Source organism: Acinetobacter sp. NIPH 298 (assembly GCF_000369505.1).
Lineage (GTDB): Bacteria > Pseudomonadota > Gammaproteobacteria > Pseudomonadales > Moraxellaceae > Acinetobacter.
Genome location: NZ_KB850055.1, coordinates 2343795 through 2362104 on the forward strand (window position 1 = coordinate 2343795; position 18310 = coordinate 2362104).

Consider the following 18310-nt stretch of genomic DNA (forward strand, 5'->3'; position numbering starts at 1 on the left):
TAATTTGGAATTAACTTTGACGTAAATGGCTGTTTTTAAATGTTTAAAACAAACCCTGTTGAAAATTATAAAATTCCAAGAATCAGCGTAGCACCGATGATGGATTGGACAACGAAGGACTATCGTTTCTTTGCGCGTTTATTTAATCCAAATGTGGTGCTGTATACCGAGATGGTCACTACAGGTGCAATCATCTATGGTGGAGCGAATCGTCATTTAGATTTTAACAAACAAGAACATCCGATCGTGTTGCAGCTCGGTGGTTCAAATCCACAAGAATTAGCCACTTGTACCAAAATGGCTGAAGACTGGGGTTATGATGAAGTCAATTTAAATGTCGGCTGCCCAAGCGACCGAGTTCAAAACAATAAGATCGGCGCATGCTTAATGGCTGAGCCAAACCTAGTTGCTGACTGTATTCATAGCATGCAAAAAGCGGTATCAATTCCTGTGACGGTCAAACATCGTATCGGCATCGATGACATGCACTCTTATGAAGAAATGCTGCATTTTGTTGATACCGTTGCAGCAACAGGATGTACTCACTTTATCGTACATGCGCGGATCGCAATCTTGCAGGGCTTATCGCCGAAAGAGAACCGTGAAGTGCCCCCTTTACGCTATGAAGATGTCTACCGCCTAAAACAAGAACGTCCACATCTCACCATTGAAATTAATGGTGGCATCAAAACCCTTGAGGAAACTCAACAACACCTACAACATGTCGATGGTGTGATGATTGGCCGTGAGGCTTATCACAACCCTTATTTGCTCGCGGAAATGGGACAGCTCTGGAATTTGCAAGCGCCAGACCGTTTTGAGATTATGCAGCAAATGATGCCGTATATTCATCAACGCGTTGCTGAGGGTGCCCCACTCTCCATTATCACACGCCACATTTTGGGTTTATTTCAAAACTTACCGGGTGCGCGTAAATGGAGGCAAGCTCTGAGTGGTGGCAACGCAAAAACCATTACGGATATTGAAAATGCGATTCAGAACATCCAAGTGGCAATGCAGCGCACCGAAGACTATATTCGAGAACAGCAACACTAAAGCTTGTTCTCCATGCATGCGCAAGGGTATCGCGTGAAGCTCATCCTCTTGCGCATCAAAATTTACTTTATAACAAGATCTTAAGCGATTTTAGCTAACTTCATATAAAGCTGAATAACGCCTAATTCGTACTTTAAAATCCAGAGCTTCATCGTGAATACTCACAAAAGCGAATCACTTGTTAAATTTTCTAATGAATGATAAAAATCTTCAAATTTCACACATAAAAATCAATACCATTATAAAACAAAGCTTTAGAATAAATAAAATGGATGATTTTTTGTTTTTTAGCACAAAAACGCTTATTTAATACACAATTTTGAAATATAATTTTACAAATCATTTTATCTAAAGTTAACACTCGCCAAACTGATGATAATTAATAAAAAAATTGTTCTACGATTTAGCTAAGTTATTCCCAAGCCATCACAAATGATACATTATTACATTACAAAGGGGCTTTTCTGCTCTTTTTCGCTTACCATGTCTTTCGCCAAGAGTCTGGCATTAGTCTGGTTATTTAGAAATGCGATAGAGATTGAAGATGATTTATGATGCGCCCTCAGTTGATCACAGTATGGTTCACACCCCACCTCATCAAATGATTGTGACGACCAAAGATGTACCAAAACAGCCTTCACTCGATGTTATGGCATTTGCACAAAAGTTAACGCGCAGAGCGTCTTATCGTAGTTCATCTCAATGTGCCAAGTTCGTCAGAATCGCTTTACAATCTGCGGGTGCAAAAATCGTCAACCATCCTGTAGCCGCTTCTGACTGGGGTAGAACCTTACAAGAAATTGGCTATAAAAAAATTACCCCTGCTTTTGATAACCCACAGAAAGGTGATATCTATATTATTCACCGCACACAAAAACATCGTTATGGCCATATTGCTGGCTTCTCTGGCACACAATGGATTTCAGACTTTAAACAACGCAGTCACGATATATATAAAGATAAAAATGTGACGTATAGTTACTACCGTTTAGGTTCAAACTACATCTAATCTCAGCAAGGGCCGACTTGATCAGCCCTTCTTCGCACCCAGCTTTTTCAAAACTTCTGCCACCGCAACCATCGCAAAACTCGACGTCACCACAACTGCCGACCCATAACCACCACAGCGCAAGCCTGAGCCTGGATTAAACGTGGTACTTTCTGAGGTCGAACAAACCTCTGCATTTGAAAATGGATTGTCGATTGAATACACACAAGTGATCCCAAACTTTTCTTTTGGTTTTTTACAGATACCTTTAGCGCGAAGTTGTGCACGTAACTTTGCCAACATCGGATCTTGTTCTGTCTTTGATAAATCTGCGACTCGTATCTTTAAAGGATCAAGCTTACCGCCTGCCCCACCCGATACAATTAACGGGATCTTGTTAAAGCGACAGTGCAGCATCAACGCCAGTTTGGCTTTGACATCATCAATACAGTCTAAAATGATATCGGGAACAGGACTTAAAATCTCTTTGACATTTTCAGGTGTTAAATAGTCATCTATTACATTGACTATCATGCGTGGATTGATCTGACGACAGCGCTCAGCCATCACTTCGATTTTTTCTTGTCCTAACGTTGAGGTCAATGCAGGAAGTTGACGGTTAATATTGGATGCGGCAATCACATCCATATCGACGAGCGTTAGCTGACCAACCCCTGTACGGGCCAGCGCTTCTACAGCCCAACTCCCAACGCCACCAATTCCGATCACCATCACATGACTGTTTTCATAATGGCTAAATGAACTTTCTCCATAAATCTTTGCCACACCAGCAAAACGGCGGTCATATTCATCATTTACAGGCACATCAGTCATAACAGTGGCGATCTATATCTTTCAATCAAAGCACTATTTTAACTCGTTTAATATGGTTTTGGTTAGGAAGATGAGACTTTGATTGCAAATCGATGACGTCCACTTAAAATAATCAATATTACCAAAATAAGAACACTGATTGATAAAGCCAGCAGATTAGCATTCATCCAGCCAACCTTCGTCAAAATCGGTGCAGGCAAGAAAGCACCAAGTGTCGCGAATAAGGCAATTATGGTTTCATTAATACCTTGTACACGATGCTTTTGCTGTTCGTTTAGCCCTGCCAATAGCGTAGATGCACCTGAATAAGCAAAGTTCCAGCCTACACCAAGCACAATCAGAGCGACATTAATATAAATTCCCTCTTGGCCAAATATTGGAATCAAAGAGGACAACATCAGTAAAACAAATCCGATATAAATCGTGCGATGTGTTCCCCAGCGTTGAATCAGCTTAGATACAAAGAATGAAGGAATAAACATGGCCAAGACATGTAACTGAATCGAGACAGAAGCATAGTGAAATGAATGATGTTCTTTCAAATGTAAGGAAGACATAATCATCATGACATTCATAATATAGTATGCAAATGCCCCACTAATCACTGCCACCACAATAAAATTGACAGGCAATTTAGCTCGCTGTAGCGACTCAGTCACGACTTGTTGTACTTGCTGTAATTTAAACTTCTGATTCCAAACATACAAAATTGGCGACAACAATAATGCCAACACACTGAAAATTAAATAAATCACAGTGAAATCAGGTAAGCCTTGCACCTGTTGAAATTGAATCGCCAAAACAGGTGCAATAATCGCTGCGACGACACCGCCAGAAATCACCATCGCTGTGGCTTTCGGGATTAAATCAGAAGCTAGACGATCAGAGGCAGCAAAACGGTAAAAGTTCGCAGTAGAAATAAATAAGCCCAGTGAAAAATGACTAAGGCACAATAAATAAAACTGTTCACTTTGTAGGGCGAGATAGCCAAACACACCCGCTAAAAAAAGACAAAAGCATCCAAACTGAAACACCAGATGTCGACCCAACTTTTTCATTAAAAATGAGAAGATAAAAGTCGTCAGCAACATAGCCAAAAATTGCAAACCATAGGGTACTGTCGCCAAAGCTTGAGTGGGCGCAAGTTTTAAGCCAACAATCGCTGAAACTGTTACCGATAATACTGCTGCAATTAAATTAAATGCTTGTGCAACCAATAAATAATAAACATATCTCGGCAACTGATTCAAAGCCATCACCCTCACAGATTAATGGCTATCACCTTAACGCCGAAACGGTAAAATTCAAACAAAAAAAAAGATGAAAGACTCGCTTTCATCTTTTTACAATAACTTTTTTGGTGCTATGCAGCGATTAAATTCCGCAGTACATAATGCAAAATCCCACCTGCTTTAAAGTATTCGACCTCATTTAAGGTATCGATTCGGCATAACACCTTAAATTGCGCTTGGCTGCCATCTTCTCGAATCACATTCACATCTAAAGCCTGATGCGGTTGAATCTCATCAGATAAGCCATGAATTGAAAGAACCTCTCGACCTGTTAGGTTTAAAGACTGACGTGTTTGCTCATCAATAAATTGAAGTGGTAATACGCCCATGCCAACAAGGTTTGAACGATGAATTCGCTCAAAGCTTTCTGCAATCACTGCTTTAATGCCCAGTAAATTGGTACCTTTCGCAGCCCAGTCTCGCGATGAGCCTGTACCATATTCTTTACCTGCAATAATAATCAGCGGTGTTTGTTCCTGTTGATAACGCATAGAAGTATCATAAATCGATAGCTTTTCACTGGTTGGAATATGAATGGTATTGCCTCCCTCTTCGCCACCTAACATTTCATTCTTAATTCGAATGTTGGCAAATGTTCCTCGCATCATCACTTCATGATTACCACGACGCGAACCATAGGAGTTAAAGTCATTCGGGTCTACGCCTTGTTCCTGTAAATAACGCCCTGCTGGACTATCTTTCTTGATATTCCCCGCTGGAGAAATATGGTCAGTCGTTACTGAGTCGCCAAGCACAGCCAAGATACGTGCCTGTTCAATATTGGTGATTGCTTTGGGCGGTTGCTCAATTCCCTCAAAGAAAGGCGGATGGCGAATATAAGTCGAATTGTCCTGCCATGCATAAGTTTGGCTTTGCGGGATTTGAATCGCTTGCCACGTCTCATCACCATCAAATACTGCGGCATATTCTTTATGGAACATGGCGGTGGTGACTTGTTTCAGTGCTTGATCAATTTCAGCCTGACTTGGCCAAATGTCTTTCAGATAAACCTCTTGTCCCTCTTTTCCGATACCAATCGGCTGTGTGGTTAAATCGGTACGGATATTGCCAAGCAAGCCATACGCAACCACCAGTGGCGGTGAAGCCAACCAGTTGGTTTTCACCAATGGATGTACACGGCCTTCAAAGTTACGATTGCCTGAAAGCACAGATGCTACATTTAAATCATGACATTGAATCGCTTCTTCAACAGGATCAGGCAAAGGTCCAGAATTCCCGATACATGTGGTACAACCATAACCCACAAGGTTATAACCCAATTGATCGAGGTATGGTGTCAATCCTGCGGCAGCCAAATAATCTGTTACGACTTTGGAACCGGGTGCGAGTGAGCTTTTTACCCAAGGTTTGCGTTGCAGGCCTTGTTCAATCGCCTTTTTCGCCAATAAACCTGCGGCCAACATGACACTTGGGTTCGAGGTGTTGGTACATGAAGTGATTGCTGATATCACCACATCACCATGGTTTAAAGGATAGATTTGCCCATCAAGGGTACAAGATGGGCTATCATGTGGAAGATTGGCTTGGTGAGCAGCAACCGCTGTACCGCCACCACCTTCATTTTCCAATCGCTCTTTCATCTCTGCAATTGGTTTTAATGTCAGCTCCATGAGCGCATTAAAGGTTTTGGGTACATCTGCCAGTAATACACGATCTTGTGGGCGCTTAGGGCCAGCCATACTTGCTTGCACCGTACTCATATCAAGACTCAATGTATCGGTAAAGACTGGCTCATCTCCCGCATTTCGCCATAAGCCTTGTGCTTTACTATATGCCTCCACCAAATCGATGCGTTCTTGTTGGCGACCAGTCAGTACCAAATACGCCAGTGTGACTTCATCAATAGGGAAGAAACCACAGGTTGCACCATATTCAGGTGCCATATTGGCAATCGTAGCACGGTCAGCGAGTGGCAAGTCCGCCAAACCATCCCCATAAAATTCAACAAATTTACCAACCACGCCTTTCTGACGGAGCATTTGGGTAATGGTTAAAACCAAGTCAGTTGCGGTAATGCCTTCATTGAGCTTACCAGTCAATTTAAAACCGATTACTTCAGGAATTAACATCGAAACAGGTTGTCCGAGCATCGCCGCTTCTGCTTCGATCCCGCCTCCCCCCCAACCCAATACGCCAAGTCCATTAATCATGGTGGTATGCGAATCTGTTCCGACTAAGGTATCTGGAAAAGCAAAGGTTTGCCCGTCTTCTTCGTTGAGCCAAACGGCTTGAGCCAAATATTCTAAATTGACTTGGTGACAAATACCTGTACCCGGTGGCACCACACTGAAGTTATTAAATGCTGACTGCCCCCAACGTAAGAACTGATAACGCTCGCCATTGCGCTCCATTTCAATTCTCACATTTACGGCAAATGCATTTTGATTGGCAAAATGATCGACCATGACCGAGTGATCAATCACCAAATCAACAGGTGACAATGGATTGATTCGATTCGGATCACCGCCTGCTTTGGCCATTGCTGCACGCATGGCGGCTAAATCGACTACCGCAGGTACACCAGTAAAATCTTGCATCAATACTCGCGCGGGTCGGTATTGAATTTCTTGATCGGAGCTGCGTGTTTTTTGCCAATCGACTAAGGCTTGGATATGTTCAACTTTTACACTTTCTTGGTCTTCAAATCGAAGGAGATTCTCTAATAAAACTTTTAAAGATTTAGGTAGATGGTCAATATTACCAAGTGTCTGCGCGGCTCGTTTCAAGTTAAAAATTTGATATTTTTTTGAACCGACATCAAGCGTTTGTAATGCATTAAAACTATTGATTTTGCTATATCTGGCCATAGGATGATCCTCCCAGTTTGGCGATTTCATTCGTTTATTATGAAGTTCTTTATTTAATGTAAGCCAGTTTAGGAAATGCTGTGTTCCCTTTTAGTTATCTTATTTAAAATTACATGATTATTATTCTATTGTGGACAGGTATTAGTTGAGATGTAGTGCCTCAAATGAGTTGTGCCAGAGTTGTGCAGCAAGCTGTGCTTTAGGCAACTGCAGTGTTTGAGCCAAGCCTTCTAAGACATAAGGCAAATTCACAGGTGTATTACGGGTTCTATGTTCGGTTGATGTCTGACAACACAACGGCGTCATATCAGGACAGTCTGTTTCAATCACCAAGTTTTCTATACCAATCGCATGTACCACTTGATGTAACTTCTTGGCATTTGGATTGGTGATTTGCCCAGTTACACCAATTTTAAAGCCAAGTTTTACCAATGCCTTCGCTTCTTCAACACCACCACTAAAGGCATGTGCAATTCCACCCCATTTGAATTTTTGCGCTTTTAATATCGCAAGGGTTTCTGCATGGGCTTTGCGAACATGGAGTAACACAGGCTTGTTATATTGGGCTGCCAGCTCAAGCTGCGCGTTAAAATAATACTGTTGCTTGGCAAATAATTCAGGCTGTTTGTGTTGCTTTAAAAAAGTATCTAAACCAATCTCACCTACAGCAACACAATGATGTTGCTGTAAAATCTGTTCCAAATGATGTAAATGCTCTGACTGATGTTGCTCGATATAAAAAGGATGCAGACCGGGAGCTAAATGAGATCGAGGTACGTCTTGCCACTGTTGTAATTGTTGATGTGTGGCCATTAATTCATCAAAACGGGATGCAACAAACCCGATCAGAACCAAATCCTCCACACCCGCTTTTTTGGCTTGTCGCGCCAGTTGTTGCCGATCATGATCAAAATCGGCAACATCAAAATGGGTGTGGGTATCAAACAGTTGCATTAGGTCTTGCTTTTGGTATCTGCAACAACGGTCGAAGCTGCTGGTGCATCTACTTTAGGCAAATATTCAGGCTTTAAAACTCCTTTCAATTGATCAAATGGAATTACCAAGCGAGGTAAACCCACCACATAAGGACCGATTTCATATTCACCGTATTGGAGAATTAAACCGTTTTCGCCTAACAAAAAATTATCAGTCATTTCAAATGGCCAAGCTTGCTCATATTCTTCAGGATTATTGGCTAATTTAGAATCTACAATCCATGCCTTAAATGCATCATGCGCCAACTTTTTCAAAGCTGCTTGCTGTTTTGCTAACAACAAATCATTGAGATTAATTTGCTTTTGATTGACCAAATCGAAATTATAATAACGTTGTGAAGTTGCGCCATGCGCTCCGCCCATATAACTACTACTATTGAGTACCACCGTAGCCAAAGAGCCTTCTGTTTGTAATATCTTAGGTTTAACCAACAAACTAATTTGATGACTGATACTCAGTGCTTTTAATTCTTCATCAATTTTAATAAAAGCATTCGCGTAGTGCTGAACTTGTGTATCTAAATTCGGCTTTTGCTCAGCGGCCTGTACCGTCGATATGGCCTTATCTGCATCGACTACATCCAACATTTTGCTGAGTTGATCGAGGATTTGCTCATCCAGAAATTGATCAATAAATGCAAAGTTACTCTGCAAACGTTCAACCACAAAATCAGGGCAAGTGTTACCCTTACACTCTGGTAAAGTCAGTGCTACTTTTACACTCTCTCCACGCAATGTAGATTCTGTTTGCTGCTGTATCATCGCTGGATCTTGTGACTGATCCTGTGATTCTTTTGGCTCTGATTTCGGTTGGCATGCTGCGAGTAAAATTGCACAAGTAAGCACACTATATTTATAAAAATTTTTCATCTAAACCTATCACCATTATTCGTATACAAGCTTTTTAAAATGCTATCTGACTTCGCTCGAAACCACCATAAACACATGCGATTTCTATACATATCTTAGTCAAGTTAGAACATTTGCTGATAAATATCGGGCTGTAACATCTGTTTCGTTTGCTCAGCTGTGAAATAAATAGCCAGTTGCGGCGCATCTTTACTGATCTCATTGGCACGATAATGCAATCCAATGCCCTCGCCATCAAAGAACCAATCCGCTTGACCCCAGTATAAGGTCTTTGGTACTTGTTTTTTCACCTCTATCGACTGCTGCTCAATCCATTTCTGATAATGGAGTTGAATCACATCATGCATGGCACTTTGCTGCTTTTTTTGAATGACATCTAACACTGTTAAATGCTTTTGTAGCTTACGATCCGCGACAAAGAAATAATAACGATCTTTTACTTCAATATCTTCTTGTTTGGTATCAACACCCACTTGTAACAAGACATACTGATTACGTTGTGACGCCATTCTAGTATTCAGGTGCAATGCATAGGCTTTATTTTCCGAATATTTATCTTGCCATTCATCAGACTTTTTAACATAAGCATTTATGGCTTGTTGTAGGGTCATACTTTGTTTGAGTTCTATTTGCTGTTGAATGACCATGGCTTGATTTCTCTCAATCCAAGTATTCAACCATTCATCTTGGGTTTTAATGGTTTGAATATCAACATCAATACAGTTTTTCTTTTCGCAAAAAGGCAATGCATATTTTGCTTTGCTTTCTTGGATATTTAAATAAGGAAGGATCTCTGCTTTTTCAGTCTTTGCTGTTTTCGACTCAATTGTTTCTGCTGAATCAGATTCATTTTTTTTAGGAGAATCACATGCTGTTAAAGCCATCATTCCAATCATTAACGTTATGCTGAAAATTGGTTTTAAAGCGTTCATATCATTATCCTTTATTTTTAAATCCCTCCTAACCTCCCTTTTAAAAGGGAGGTATATCACGAATTTAGATACCAATAGGACTCGTGACAAAGTCCCTCTTTTCTAAAGAGGGATTTAGGGAGATTCTAATGTTCTCGCGTACTGCTAAATTGAATATCAGGCCAACGCTCTTGCATCAACTGCAAATTGACACGGCTTGGCGCAAGATAAGTGAGGTGACCACCACCATCTACTGACAGCTGATCATGCGCCTTTTTCTTAAACTCATTGAAGATTTTTTCATCATCACAATGCACCCAACGCACAGTGTGAACACTCACTGGCTCATAGATACAGTCTACTTTATATTCTTCTTTCAGACGGTAAGCAACCACATCAAACTGTAACACACCCACTGCACCAACAATCAGATCGTTACTAATTTGCGGCATAAACACCTGCGTTGCGCCTTCTTCAGACAACTCTTTCAAGCCTTTTTGCAATTGCTTCGACTTTAATGGATCACGCAAACGGACACGGCGGAACATTTCAGGTGCAAAGTGAGGAATACCTGTGAAATGAAGGTTCTCACCGCTGGTAAAAGTATCCCCGATCTGAATCGTACCATGGTTGTGTAAACCAATAATGTCACCCGGCCAAGCTTCTTCTAGTTGTTCACGCTCACCAGCAAGGAAAGTCAAAGCATCACTAATACGCACGTCTTTGCCGATACGCACATGATTCATTTTCAAACCTTTTTCATATTTCCCTGAGCAGATACGCATAAAGGCAATACGGTCACGATGCTTCGGATCCATGTTGGCTTGGATTTTGAAGACAAAACCCGTAAAGCCAGCTTCATTGGCATCCACAACACGTTCTTGCGCAGGATGTGCCTTCGGTTCAGGCGCCCAATTGATAAAAGCATCAAGGACATGGTCAACTGCGAAGTTACCCAATGCTGTACCAAACAAAACCGGGGTTTGTTTTCCTTGTAAGAATAACTCTCGGTCTAAAGGCTCATTTGCCATCTGTACCAGTTCAAGTGACTCTTCAAAAGATGCCCAAGCTAAATCGCCGACTTTTTCACGAATATCAGGATAGTCATAACCATCACGCACTTCGATATCAGTAATGGTTGAGCCAAAACCTGCTTTATACACATACAATTTATTTTCGAGCAGATTATATACGCCCGCAAAATCACGCCCCATACCCAAAGGCCATGTAATCGGTACACAGCGAATTTTTAGGACGTTTTCAATTTCATCGAGCAACTCTAAAGGCTCTCGAATTTCACGGTCCATTTTGTTTACGAAGGAGATGATCGGTGTATCACGCATACGACACACTTCCATCAATTTAATGGTACGTTCTTCGACCCCTTTTGCACCATCGATCACCATCAACGCAGAGTCAACGGCGGTCAAAGTACGATAGGTATCTTCGGAGAAATCTTCGTGTCCCGGTGTATCGAGAAGGTTAATGGTGTGCTTTTTATAAGGGAATTGCATCACAGAGGTGGTAATCGAGATACCACGTTCTTTTTCCATTTCCATCCAGTCCGATGTTGCTGCACGGTCAGATTTACGGCTTTTCACCATACCTGCAACTTGAATCGCTTTACCCCATAACAGTAATTTTTCTGTCATGGTGGTTTTACCCGCATCGGGGTGGGAAATAATCGCAAAGGTGCGACGTTGGGCAACTTGTGCCGCTAATTCATCTTTAAACATGAGAAAAATCTTCAATATGCACACAGTTATGTACACATCTTTTTAATATGTACTAACTGAAAAAGTGAGAATTCAAAATTGGCGCAATTGTAGCAGATTTCAAAGTTTATTTATCTAGGCTTTCTTTACCTTAGATATTGCTCCTCAGTTTTTAGATTTAGATATATGTGTATTGATGATTGAATTTAATCATCAATACACATATATCAACGCATTAGTAAACAACGGTTGAAAAGCCATCTCGGTGATGACCGTTCAATACCAAACCGTCTTAATGTTATCTCACAAACCAAAGCCACCGAAGATAGGCGGCTCAGCATCGTCTTCATCCAAATCATATCCTCCAAAAATTGGAGTAGGATTCGCAGGTTGATTATTATCAGAACCAGAATTATTGGTATTTCCTGTATTTGATGATGGAGGTGCACCATCTCTAGTCGATGGATATTCATCAATTAATAACATTGTATTCAAAGGATCACATTGAGTCCTTTCATTTATACTCTGATCATCATAAGCTGCACCCTGATCCGCAGCGTAGAATTTTTTTGAATATTCTGCGTGATAACTTGCCTTCCAATTTTGTAAAATATTCGGCAAATTAAAGGTATAGAAATACGTTCTCGACTCATTCGGCTGATAAACATTTACTGTTTCATCATTTAAACAATAATCCGATTCTGTTGTTTTTGGCGTTTTTGTACCTGTAAGCTGGAAAGCCGCTTTACAACTATTCGTATATTCATACATTGGAAATGAGGTCGTATTTTTGACGATGACTTGTAGCTTAAAACGTATCCGAGCCGAATCCTTCATACCAAACAGATCTACTCGATCTCCCATTGCCATTGGAATATGAGGAGAATAATGACGCACAAACTGAATGGTACGTTCTATTCCATTACAGTTTTGAGTGATCGGATTTGGATAAGCAACCGCATATAGCAACCCATCCTCTTCCATACGATCAGGCTTGACATCAGGTTGAGGTTTTGGAACTGGGCTTTCGGTACCGACAGATAATCCACCTGTCCCAGTTCCGCCTAAGCTTACCCCAACATTGAAATTGCCAGTTTCATCTTTACAGCCAGTAAAAACAAAAGTCCCTATTAAAACCAAGCAAAGTTTGGAATGTATAGATGTCATGCATATTGCCCCAATAAGCATTGTTATAAATATATTGCAAATGACGTCCTATCATCTGTTTCCCCAACAACATTTTATCAGAAACCGAGGTATAGCATATGACTAAGATATATCAACAGCCCCTAAATTAATTCAATATACACACTAAAAAAAGGCTGTCTTCATGCTGGAAAAGACAACCCAAGAGGAGCTTCAATATCAGAGAGTTTGAGCAGACATATAGCCAATCCGTAAAACTCAAATTCTCATATTTTTAATCTTCATTTAGATCATGATAAACCTAGAATGAATAACTCAAGCCAACTCGTCCTCCAACTTCATTTCCACCAGCGAAGCCAACAGCACCACTCAAAGAAACTCGATTGGCAATAAACGAAGTCACAACACCAACAGAACCAGCAGATTCACCCTCGAAATGACCAACGCCAGCAAAGAGTGCCACTTGACCTGAACGAATATTTGGAACTGCTTGTTGAGCAGCTAATGCAATAGCGACACCACGATATGCACTTTTCTCAATATCATTCAAACGACGGCTCGCATGATCAATACGACCATCTAAACGCTTGACTTCTGCTGTACGCTCTGCTGCTTCAGCATCAATACGACCATCTAAACGATTTACCTGTTTGATGCGCTCTGCTCTTTGTTCCGCATCACCTGCAATACGAGCCTGCGCTTCAGCATTAATCGCTGCTGTACGCGCCGCGGCTTCTGCTGCATCACCTGAGATACGAGCTTCAGCTAAAGCTTCATCGCCTGCGATACGTGCTGCTTTTTCCGCTGCATCAGCAGCGGCGCGGATTTGGGCTTCATTATCAATTACGGATATACGCGCTGCGGTCTGATTCGCGTCAGCAGCAGCACGAAGTTGTGCTTCGTTATCAATCGCAGCTTGCAGATCAGCATCGGCAGCAATACGCTGACTTTTTTCTACGGCAAGTTGATCATCCGCATGCGCAATCAGTTCCGCTCCAGAGGTTAAACTCGCAACCGCATCGTTAAGTTGTGAGATATTGATCGCATCATGGTCATTTATACCATCAGCCACTTGACTGATTGTACGAACAGCCCCAGTAAAGAAACCACCAAAACTTACAGTGTCCTCAGTACTTCCGCCACCGCCATTGTGAGTATCGGCATTATAACCAATAGCGACAGAGTTTTTATCATCTGCCCATGGTTGTCCAGCCTTCGTTGGATCATTCGAACCGATTACAATCGTATTTTCTGCACTACCTGTTGTACTGAGACCAATATGAATTGCATTCAATCCACCGCCATGCGCATTATGACCAATATTTAAAGCACCTTCACTGCCTGTTTCGGCGTTATAACCTAAGGTCGTTGCATTCTCTGCATTTGACCATGTTTCGCTACCAATCGCCGTTGCACCATCGCCACCCGTCCAAGCAACGTGTCCCAAAGAGCTAGCTTGGCTACCATTAACGAGACTACCACGACCAACTGCCGTTGCATTATCACCGTTAACTGTTTGGCTATTACCAACAGCTACACTATCTGTACCTCCGGCTGTAACTGTGGCACCAAGTGCAATACTCTGATCACCTTTAGCATAAGTGGAACGACCTATCGAAATTGCAGAATCTCCACCACCTGTCGTACCTTCCCAGTTATTGAGTGAACCAGCAGAAAAGCTATTTTCCCCTTTGGCTTGACTATCATAGCCAATGCCGACACTGGTATTAGCGACATCATTACGTTGACCAATCAAAACACCATTGGATGAAGGATCTACATTAGCATAATTTGTTTCCCCTCCCATCGAGTTACTAAAACCTGTACCAGTTCCTGTTGGCCCTTCCCATACAGGTGCTGCATAAGCATGACTTGCAAGCAAGGCAACTGTTATTATTGATAATTGAAACGTTTTTTTCATTACATCATCCTTTTATTATGACTAAATCAAACCCAGTGTTAATAACCAAGTACGACTTAGTTCCCTCCGATGACATAAGCGACGCCCGCACGACCGCCAAACTTGCCGCCCTCAGCAACACCGACCGCACCACTTCCAGAGAAACGATCACTGAATGATGTCACCACACCAAACGCACCTGCGGCTTCACCTTCGTAATAGCCCATGCCGCCAAAGACTGCGACTTGTCCTGGTTGAATGCTTGGAATAGCTTGTTGAGCTGCTAAAGAAATGGCAATACCACGATTTGCAGTGGTTTCTACACGATCTAAACGTTGATTTAATTGATCAACACGACCATCTAAGCGCTTTACTTCTGCTTTACGCGTTGCAGTTTCTGCATCAATACGACCATCTAAGCGATTAACTTGCACAGTACGTGCTGCTGCTTCTGCTTCATCGCCTGCTATACGTGCAGCTTTTTCTGTATTAATTGCCGTAATACGTGCTGCTTTTTCCGCCTCATCGCCTGCGATACGCGCTGCTGTTTCTGCTTCATCACCAGCAATACGTGCAGCTTTTTCTTCTACGTCTGCTTGCGCACGGATTTGGGCTTCGTTATTAATTGCTGCTGTACGTGCAGCGGTTTCAGCAGCATCTGCATCTGCACGGATTTGAGCTTCATTATCTATTTTAGCTTGTAAGTCTGCATCACCTGCGATGCGCTCTACTTTTTCCTGAGCAATTTTATCGTTAATCGCATCTAAATCTTCTTGACTCGCTGATGTATCAATATCAGCAAGTGCTGCATTTAACTGTCCAAGATTTACTGCATCATGATTGTTAATACCATCTGCAACATAAACTACACGACGATCACCCATCGCTACGGTGTTATCTTCATCCGCAACGGTATTTGCCCCAATTGCAACTGAGTTGGCACCTGTTACTTTGGCACCAGCACCGATTGCAACCCCACCTTCGACACTTGCTTCTGCACCACTACCAATCGCTATTGAGTTAACGCCACTTGCGACAGCGTTACTACCTGTTGCAATGGCATTATCTGCTGTTGCTTGCGCACCATAACCAAGGCTTGTTGCATACTCCCCAGTTGCTTCTGATGTAGAACCAACTGCCGTTGCACCTGTACCATCAACCGTAACGGAGTCACCAAATGCACTGGCATATTGGCCTTTCACATCACTATTTCCACCAACCGCTGTAGATTGACTATCATGAATCGTAATATTATTACCTACAGCCGTACCACCAGCACCTGTGACCTCATTATTACTCCCCACAGCAACGGCATTGTGATCATGAGTCGTATTGTTATTCCCGACCACTGCAGAAGCATTCCCATCCACAGTGTTGCCTGTACCACCGATGAAACCTTCCGTACCTGTTCCTTTGTTGTCTGTACCCACTACTGTTGTATTCGCAGCAGCGTTATTAGTACCAACAACGGTCGTATCTGGTCCACTCGCAGTATTACCATCACCAATATTTGTTACGGCAGCATAAGCATTTGCAGTCAACAACGCAGTGGCAATCACCGATAATTGAAAAGTTTTTTTCATTACGCATCCCTTTATAAAGACTAATTAGTATTGATAAATATAGATTTTTAAAGTTTTAAACCTCGATTTTAAGCATTCTGTGGAATGAATCATTAAAATCAATATTTAATGTGTAATATGCACATAATAAAAAACTAACATATTGCAACCCCCTGTGCAATAGTCTGATAAACATTCAAAAAAATCACGGATAAACGATATAAGAAATTGATTATTATTGATTAAAATAGAAATTAACAAATAAAACCCATTAGGGAACGCATAAAAAATATTTTTAATTATGTGCAATATGTACATTACTGGTTTTTGATGATACATTCAGTGCAGTAAAGTTCGGATGCAGCAGTAAAAAGCCTCAACGAACAATGGTTTGAAAGGAATTTAAATTATTTTTGATTCTTCAAAGTCATAAGTATCAAGATAGGAAATAACAAGTAACTTCTATGCGAGCATATTCGTTAGATCTTCGAAAAAAAGTGATGGCGGCTTACCGTCAGACAAAACATAAATCTAATGTTTGCAAACAGTTCAATATTGCAAGATCTACTTTAGACAATTGGATTTTATTAGAGCAAACAACACAACAGCTAAACCCCTTCCCTGCAATTTGCAATGGAAGAGCATTTACAATCAAAGACTTAAAAAGTTTTGAAGCGTTTGTAACGACAACACCTTATAATAAAATCAAAGACTTACTTGATCCTTTTGAACAAGAGTTTGGTTATAAAATTTCGTATTCGATACTTTGGAGGGGTTTAGAAAAGATTGGAAAAGTAAAAAAACAGAAAAAGTGATCAGGTTTAATTATTTACTCATTATATTGGTATACACCAAGTCTAAATCGCTTGTTTGCCTCAGTATCAGCTTCATCACTCTTACAATAATCGATTGCTGCCGATACAAGTGCTTTTGACATCAAATTCCATAAATCAGTGCTTAATTGGTTAAGCTTATCTACAGAGTCTTGACTCAACTCATCTGCAAAAATTGCTTGCTCTAAAAAGTTTGTATTTTTAGTCAAGTTACTGATACCTGCTGCTAGATGATCAGAAATATTTTGTGTAAGGAGCTGTTTACTCTCATCCGCTTGCGGATCAGGCGTAAAACTCGAATTTTGCAACACGATATTATCTTTTTCCTCGGCCACAATGCCTAAGCGTTTTAGCTCTAACAAAATAGACTTTGGATGTTTTTCTGAGGAAATCTGTTTAACCAAACTTTCGAAACTATTTTCTTCGCCTTGAAAAGGAATCTGCTGAGGCAATTTTTGGTTAATCCACATCCCCACTACACGTGCAGGAACACTGATTGGCAACTGTATATTGAACTGATCTATAAGTGAATATTCGCCATAAGTTTGGCAAAAGCTTCTGACATCACGGCGATTTAGCCCTGACAATAAACTGATAGCAGAATCTGTTTTCTTTTGCTTGATCGCATCTAATTCTTTTATCGCTTCGTTATAAAATAATGCTTTTAATGCTACTGTAAACTCGTTATAACCAATACCTGATTTGACCAACCAATGTATAAGCTGCGGCATAATAGTGACAACATGCTCTAAAGTCGTTTCCGTATCATGAGACAACATCGTGTCCTCAGAAACAACCAAAGCTGAGGTGTCTTTACTCATGCAATCTCCACATTTGACCCAACATCAATAGCAAATAGACTCTTCTTTATTCTAACTGAATTCGACCCTTGTTAGGATTATGATTGTAGTGTTTTTTTCAAAAAAAAGAGGGGAATTTACCCAAAAGTAAATTAAATAAATACAAAACATTTAAAATTCAATAATATAACAAACTTAATGAGCTTTAAGATTAAACCCGAATTAGGTTTTTATAAATCTAGACTCTCATTAAATGACCTATATATTATTTAGATGCCAACTATACACAGCTCTAAGACTGAACACCGACGGATTATGTTTACTTAAAGCCCAATTACCAAGCGTATTAAAAATATGAATCAGACATACTTGATTTAGAACATGAGATTTACATGAAACTTTTGGTCAAAATTACAGCTTGACAGCAAACCAACACTCACCTAATATGTGCAAAATACACATTTTTATTAAAAAATATATCTCGTTCCACATAATGATTGAAAAATGAATAGGTGTAACTATGAACATGAAAAAAGAAATAATTTTTGGCGTTTCCTTCATCTCTTTATTATCCCTCTTC

14 protein-coding genes are annotated in these 18310 nt (G+C 40.8%); 3 read left to right on the top strand and 11 right to left on the bottom strand.

The genetic code is table 11. From position 1 onward, the window contains the following. Positions 1–39: 39 nt before the first annotated feature. The gene (gene dusA, locus F903_RS15850) at positions 40–1056 is read left to right on the top strand and encodes a tRNA dihydrouridine(20/20a) synthase DusA (protein ID WP_005198580.1); all 1017 of its coding nucleotides are present in this window, start codon (positions 40–42) and stop codon (positions 1054–1056) included. A gap of 601 nt (positions 1057–1657) precedes the next feature. Next, complete coding sequence (locus F903_RS15855) at positions 1658–2065, top strand: CHAP domain-containing protein (RefSeq protein ID WP_416201918.1); 408 nt, start codon at positions 1658–1660, stop codon at positions 2063–2065. A 21-nt stretch (positions 2066–2086) separates the two neighbouring features. Here the strand turns inward: F903_RS15855 and F903_RS15860 are convergent, their stop codons facing one another. The 10 genes from F903_RS15860 to F903_RS15905 form a co-directional block, all read right to left on the bottom strand. Next, positions 2087–2878: a tRNA threonylcarbamoyladenosine dehydratase gene (locus tag F903_RS15860; RefSeq protein ID WP_005198583.1), complete on the bottom strand. Its 792-nt coding sequence runs from the start codon at positions 2876–2878 to the stop codon at positions 2087–2089. A 62-nt stretch (positions 2879–2940) separates the two neighbouring features. Beyond that, a complete protein-coding gene (locus F903_RS15865) occupies positions 2941–4134 on the bottom strand; it encodes an MFS transporter (protein WP_005198585.1) in 1194 nt (397 codons plus the stop codon). Positions 4135–4241: 107 nt separating this feature from the next. Beyond that, a complete protein-coding gene (acnA, locus tag F903_RS15870; RefSeq protein ID WP_005198587.1) occupies positions 4242–6998 on the bottom strand; it encodes an aconitate hydratase AcnA in 2757 nt (918 codons plus the stop codon). Positions 6999–7139: 141 nt separating this feature from the next. Next, on the bottom strand, positions 7140–7952 hold the full coding sequence (locus F903_RS15875) for a TatD family hydrolase (RefSeq protein ID WP_005198589.1): 813 nt from the start codon (positions 7950–7952) through the stop codon (positions 7140–7142). Then, positions 7952–8863: an RsiV family protein gene (locus tag F903_RS15880; protein ID WP_005198591.1), complete on the bottom strand. Its 912-nt coding sequence runs from the start codon at positions 8861–8863 to the stop codon at positions 7952–7954. Before F903_RS15880 ends, F903_RS15875 begins: the two co-directional genes overlap by 1 nt. A gap of 104 nt (positions 8864–8967) precedes the next feature. After that, a complete protein-coding gene (locus tag F903_RS15885; protein WP_005198592.1) occupies positions 8968–9795 on the bottom strand; it encodes a hypothetical protein in 828 nt (275 codons plus the stop codon). Positions 9796–9920: 125 nt separating this feature from the next. After that, complete coding sequence (locus tag F903_RS15890) at positions 9921–11510, bottom strand: peptide chain release factor 3 (protein ID WP_005198595.1); 1590 nt, start codon at positions 11508–11510, stop codon at positions 9921–9923. A 282-nt stretch (positions 11511–11792) separates the two neighbouring features. Next, on the bottom strand, positions 11793–12656 hold the full coding sequence (locus F903_RS15895) for a hypothetical protein (protein ID WP_005198597.1): 864 nt from the start codon (positions 12654–12656) through the stop codon (positions 11793–11795). A 280-nt stretch (positions 12657–12936) separates the two neighbouring features. Continuing rightward, complete coding sequence (locus F903_RS15900; protein ID WP_005198599.1) at positions 12937–14556, bottom strand: YadA-like family protein; 1620 nt, start codon at positions 14554–14556, stop codon at positions 12937–12939. Between the two features lie 56 nt (positions 14557–14612). After that, positions 14613–16118: a YadA-like family protein gene (locus F903_RS15905; RefSeq protein WP_005198601.1), complete on the bottom strand. Its 1506-nt coding sequence runs from the start codon at positions 16116–16118 to the stop codon at positions 14613–14615. Positions 16119–16561: 443 nt separating this feature from the next. Between F903_RS15905 and F903_RS15910 the strand changes: the two genes are divergently transcribed. Further along, a complete protein-coding gene (locus F903_RS15910) occupies positions 16562–16912 on the top strand; it encodes a COG3415 family protein (RefSeq protein ID WP_005198602.1) in 351 nt (116 codons plus the stop codon). Between the two features lie 14 nt (positions 16913–16926). On the opposite strand, the gene F903_RS15915 is transcribed toward F903_RS15910, so the two are convergent. Next, positions 16927–17751, bottom strand: a complete 825-nt coding sequence (locus tag F903_RS15915) for a hypothetical protein (protein ID WP_005198604.1) — start codon at positions 17749–17751, stop codon at positions 16927–16929. Positions 17752–18310 lie beyond the last annotated feature (559 nt).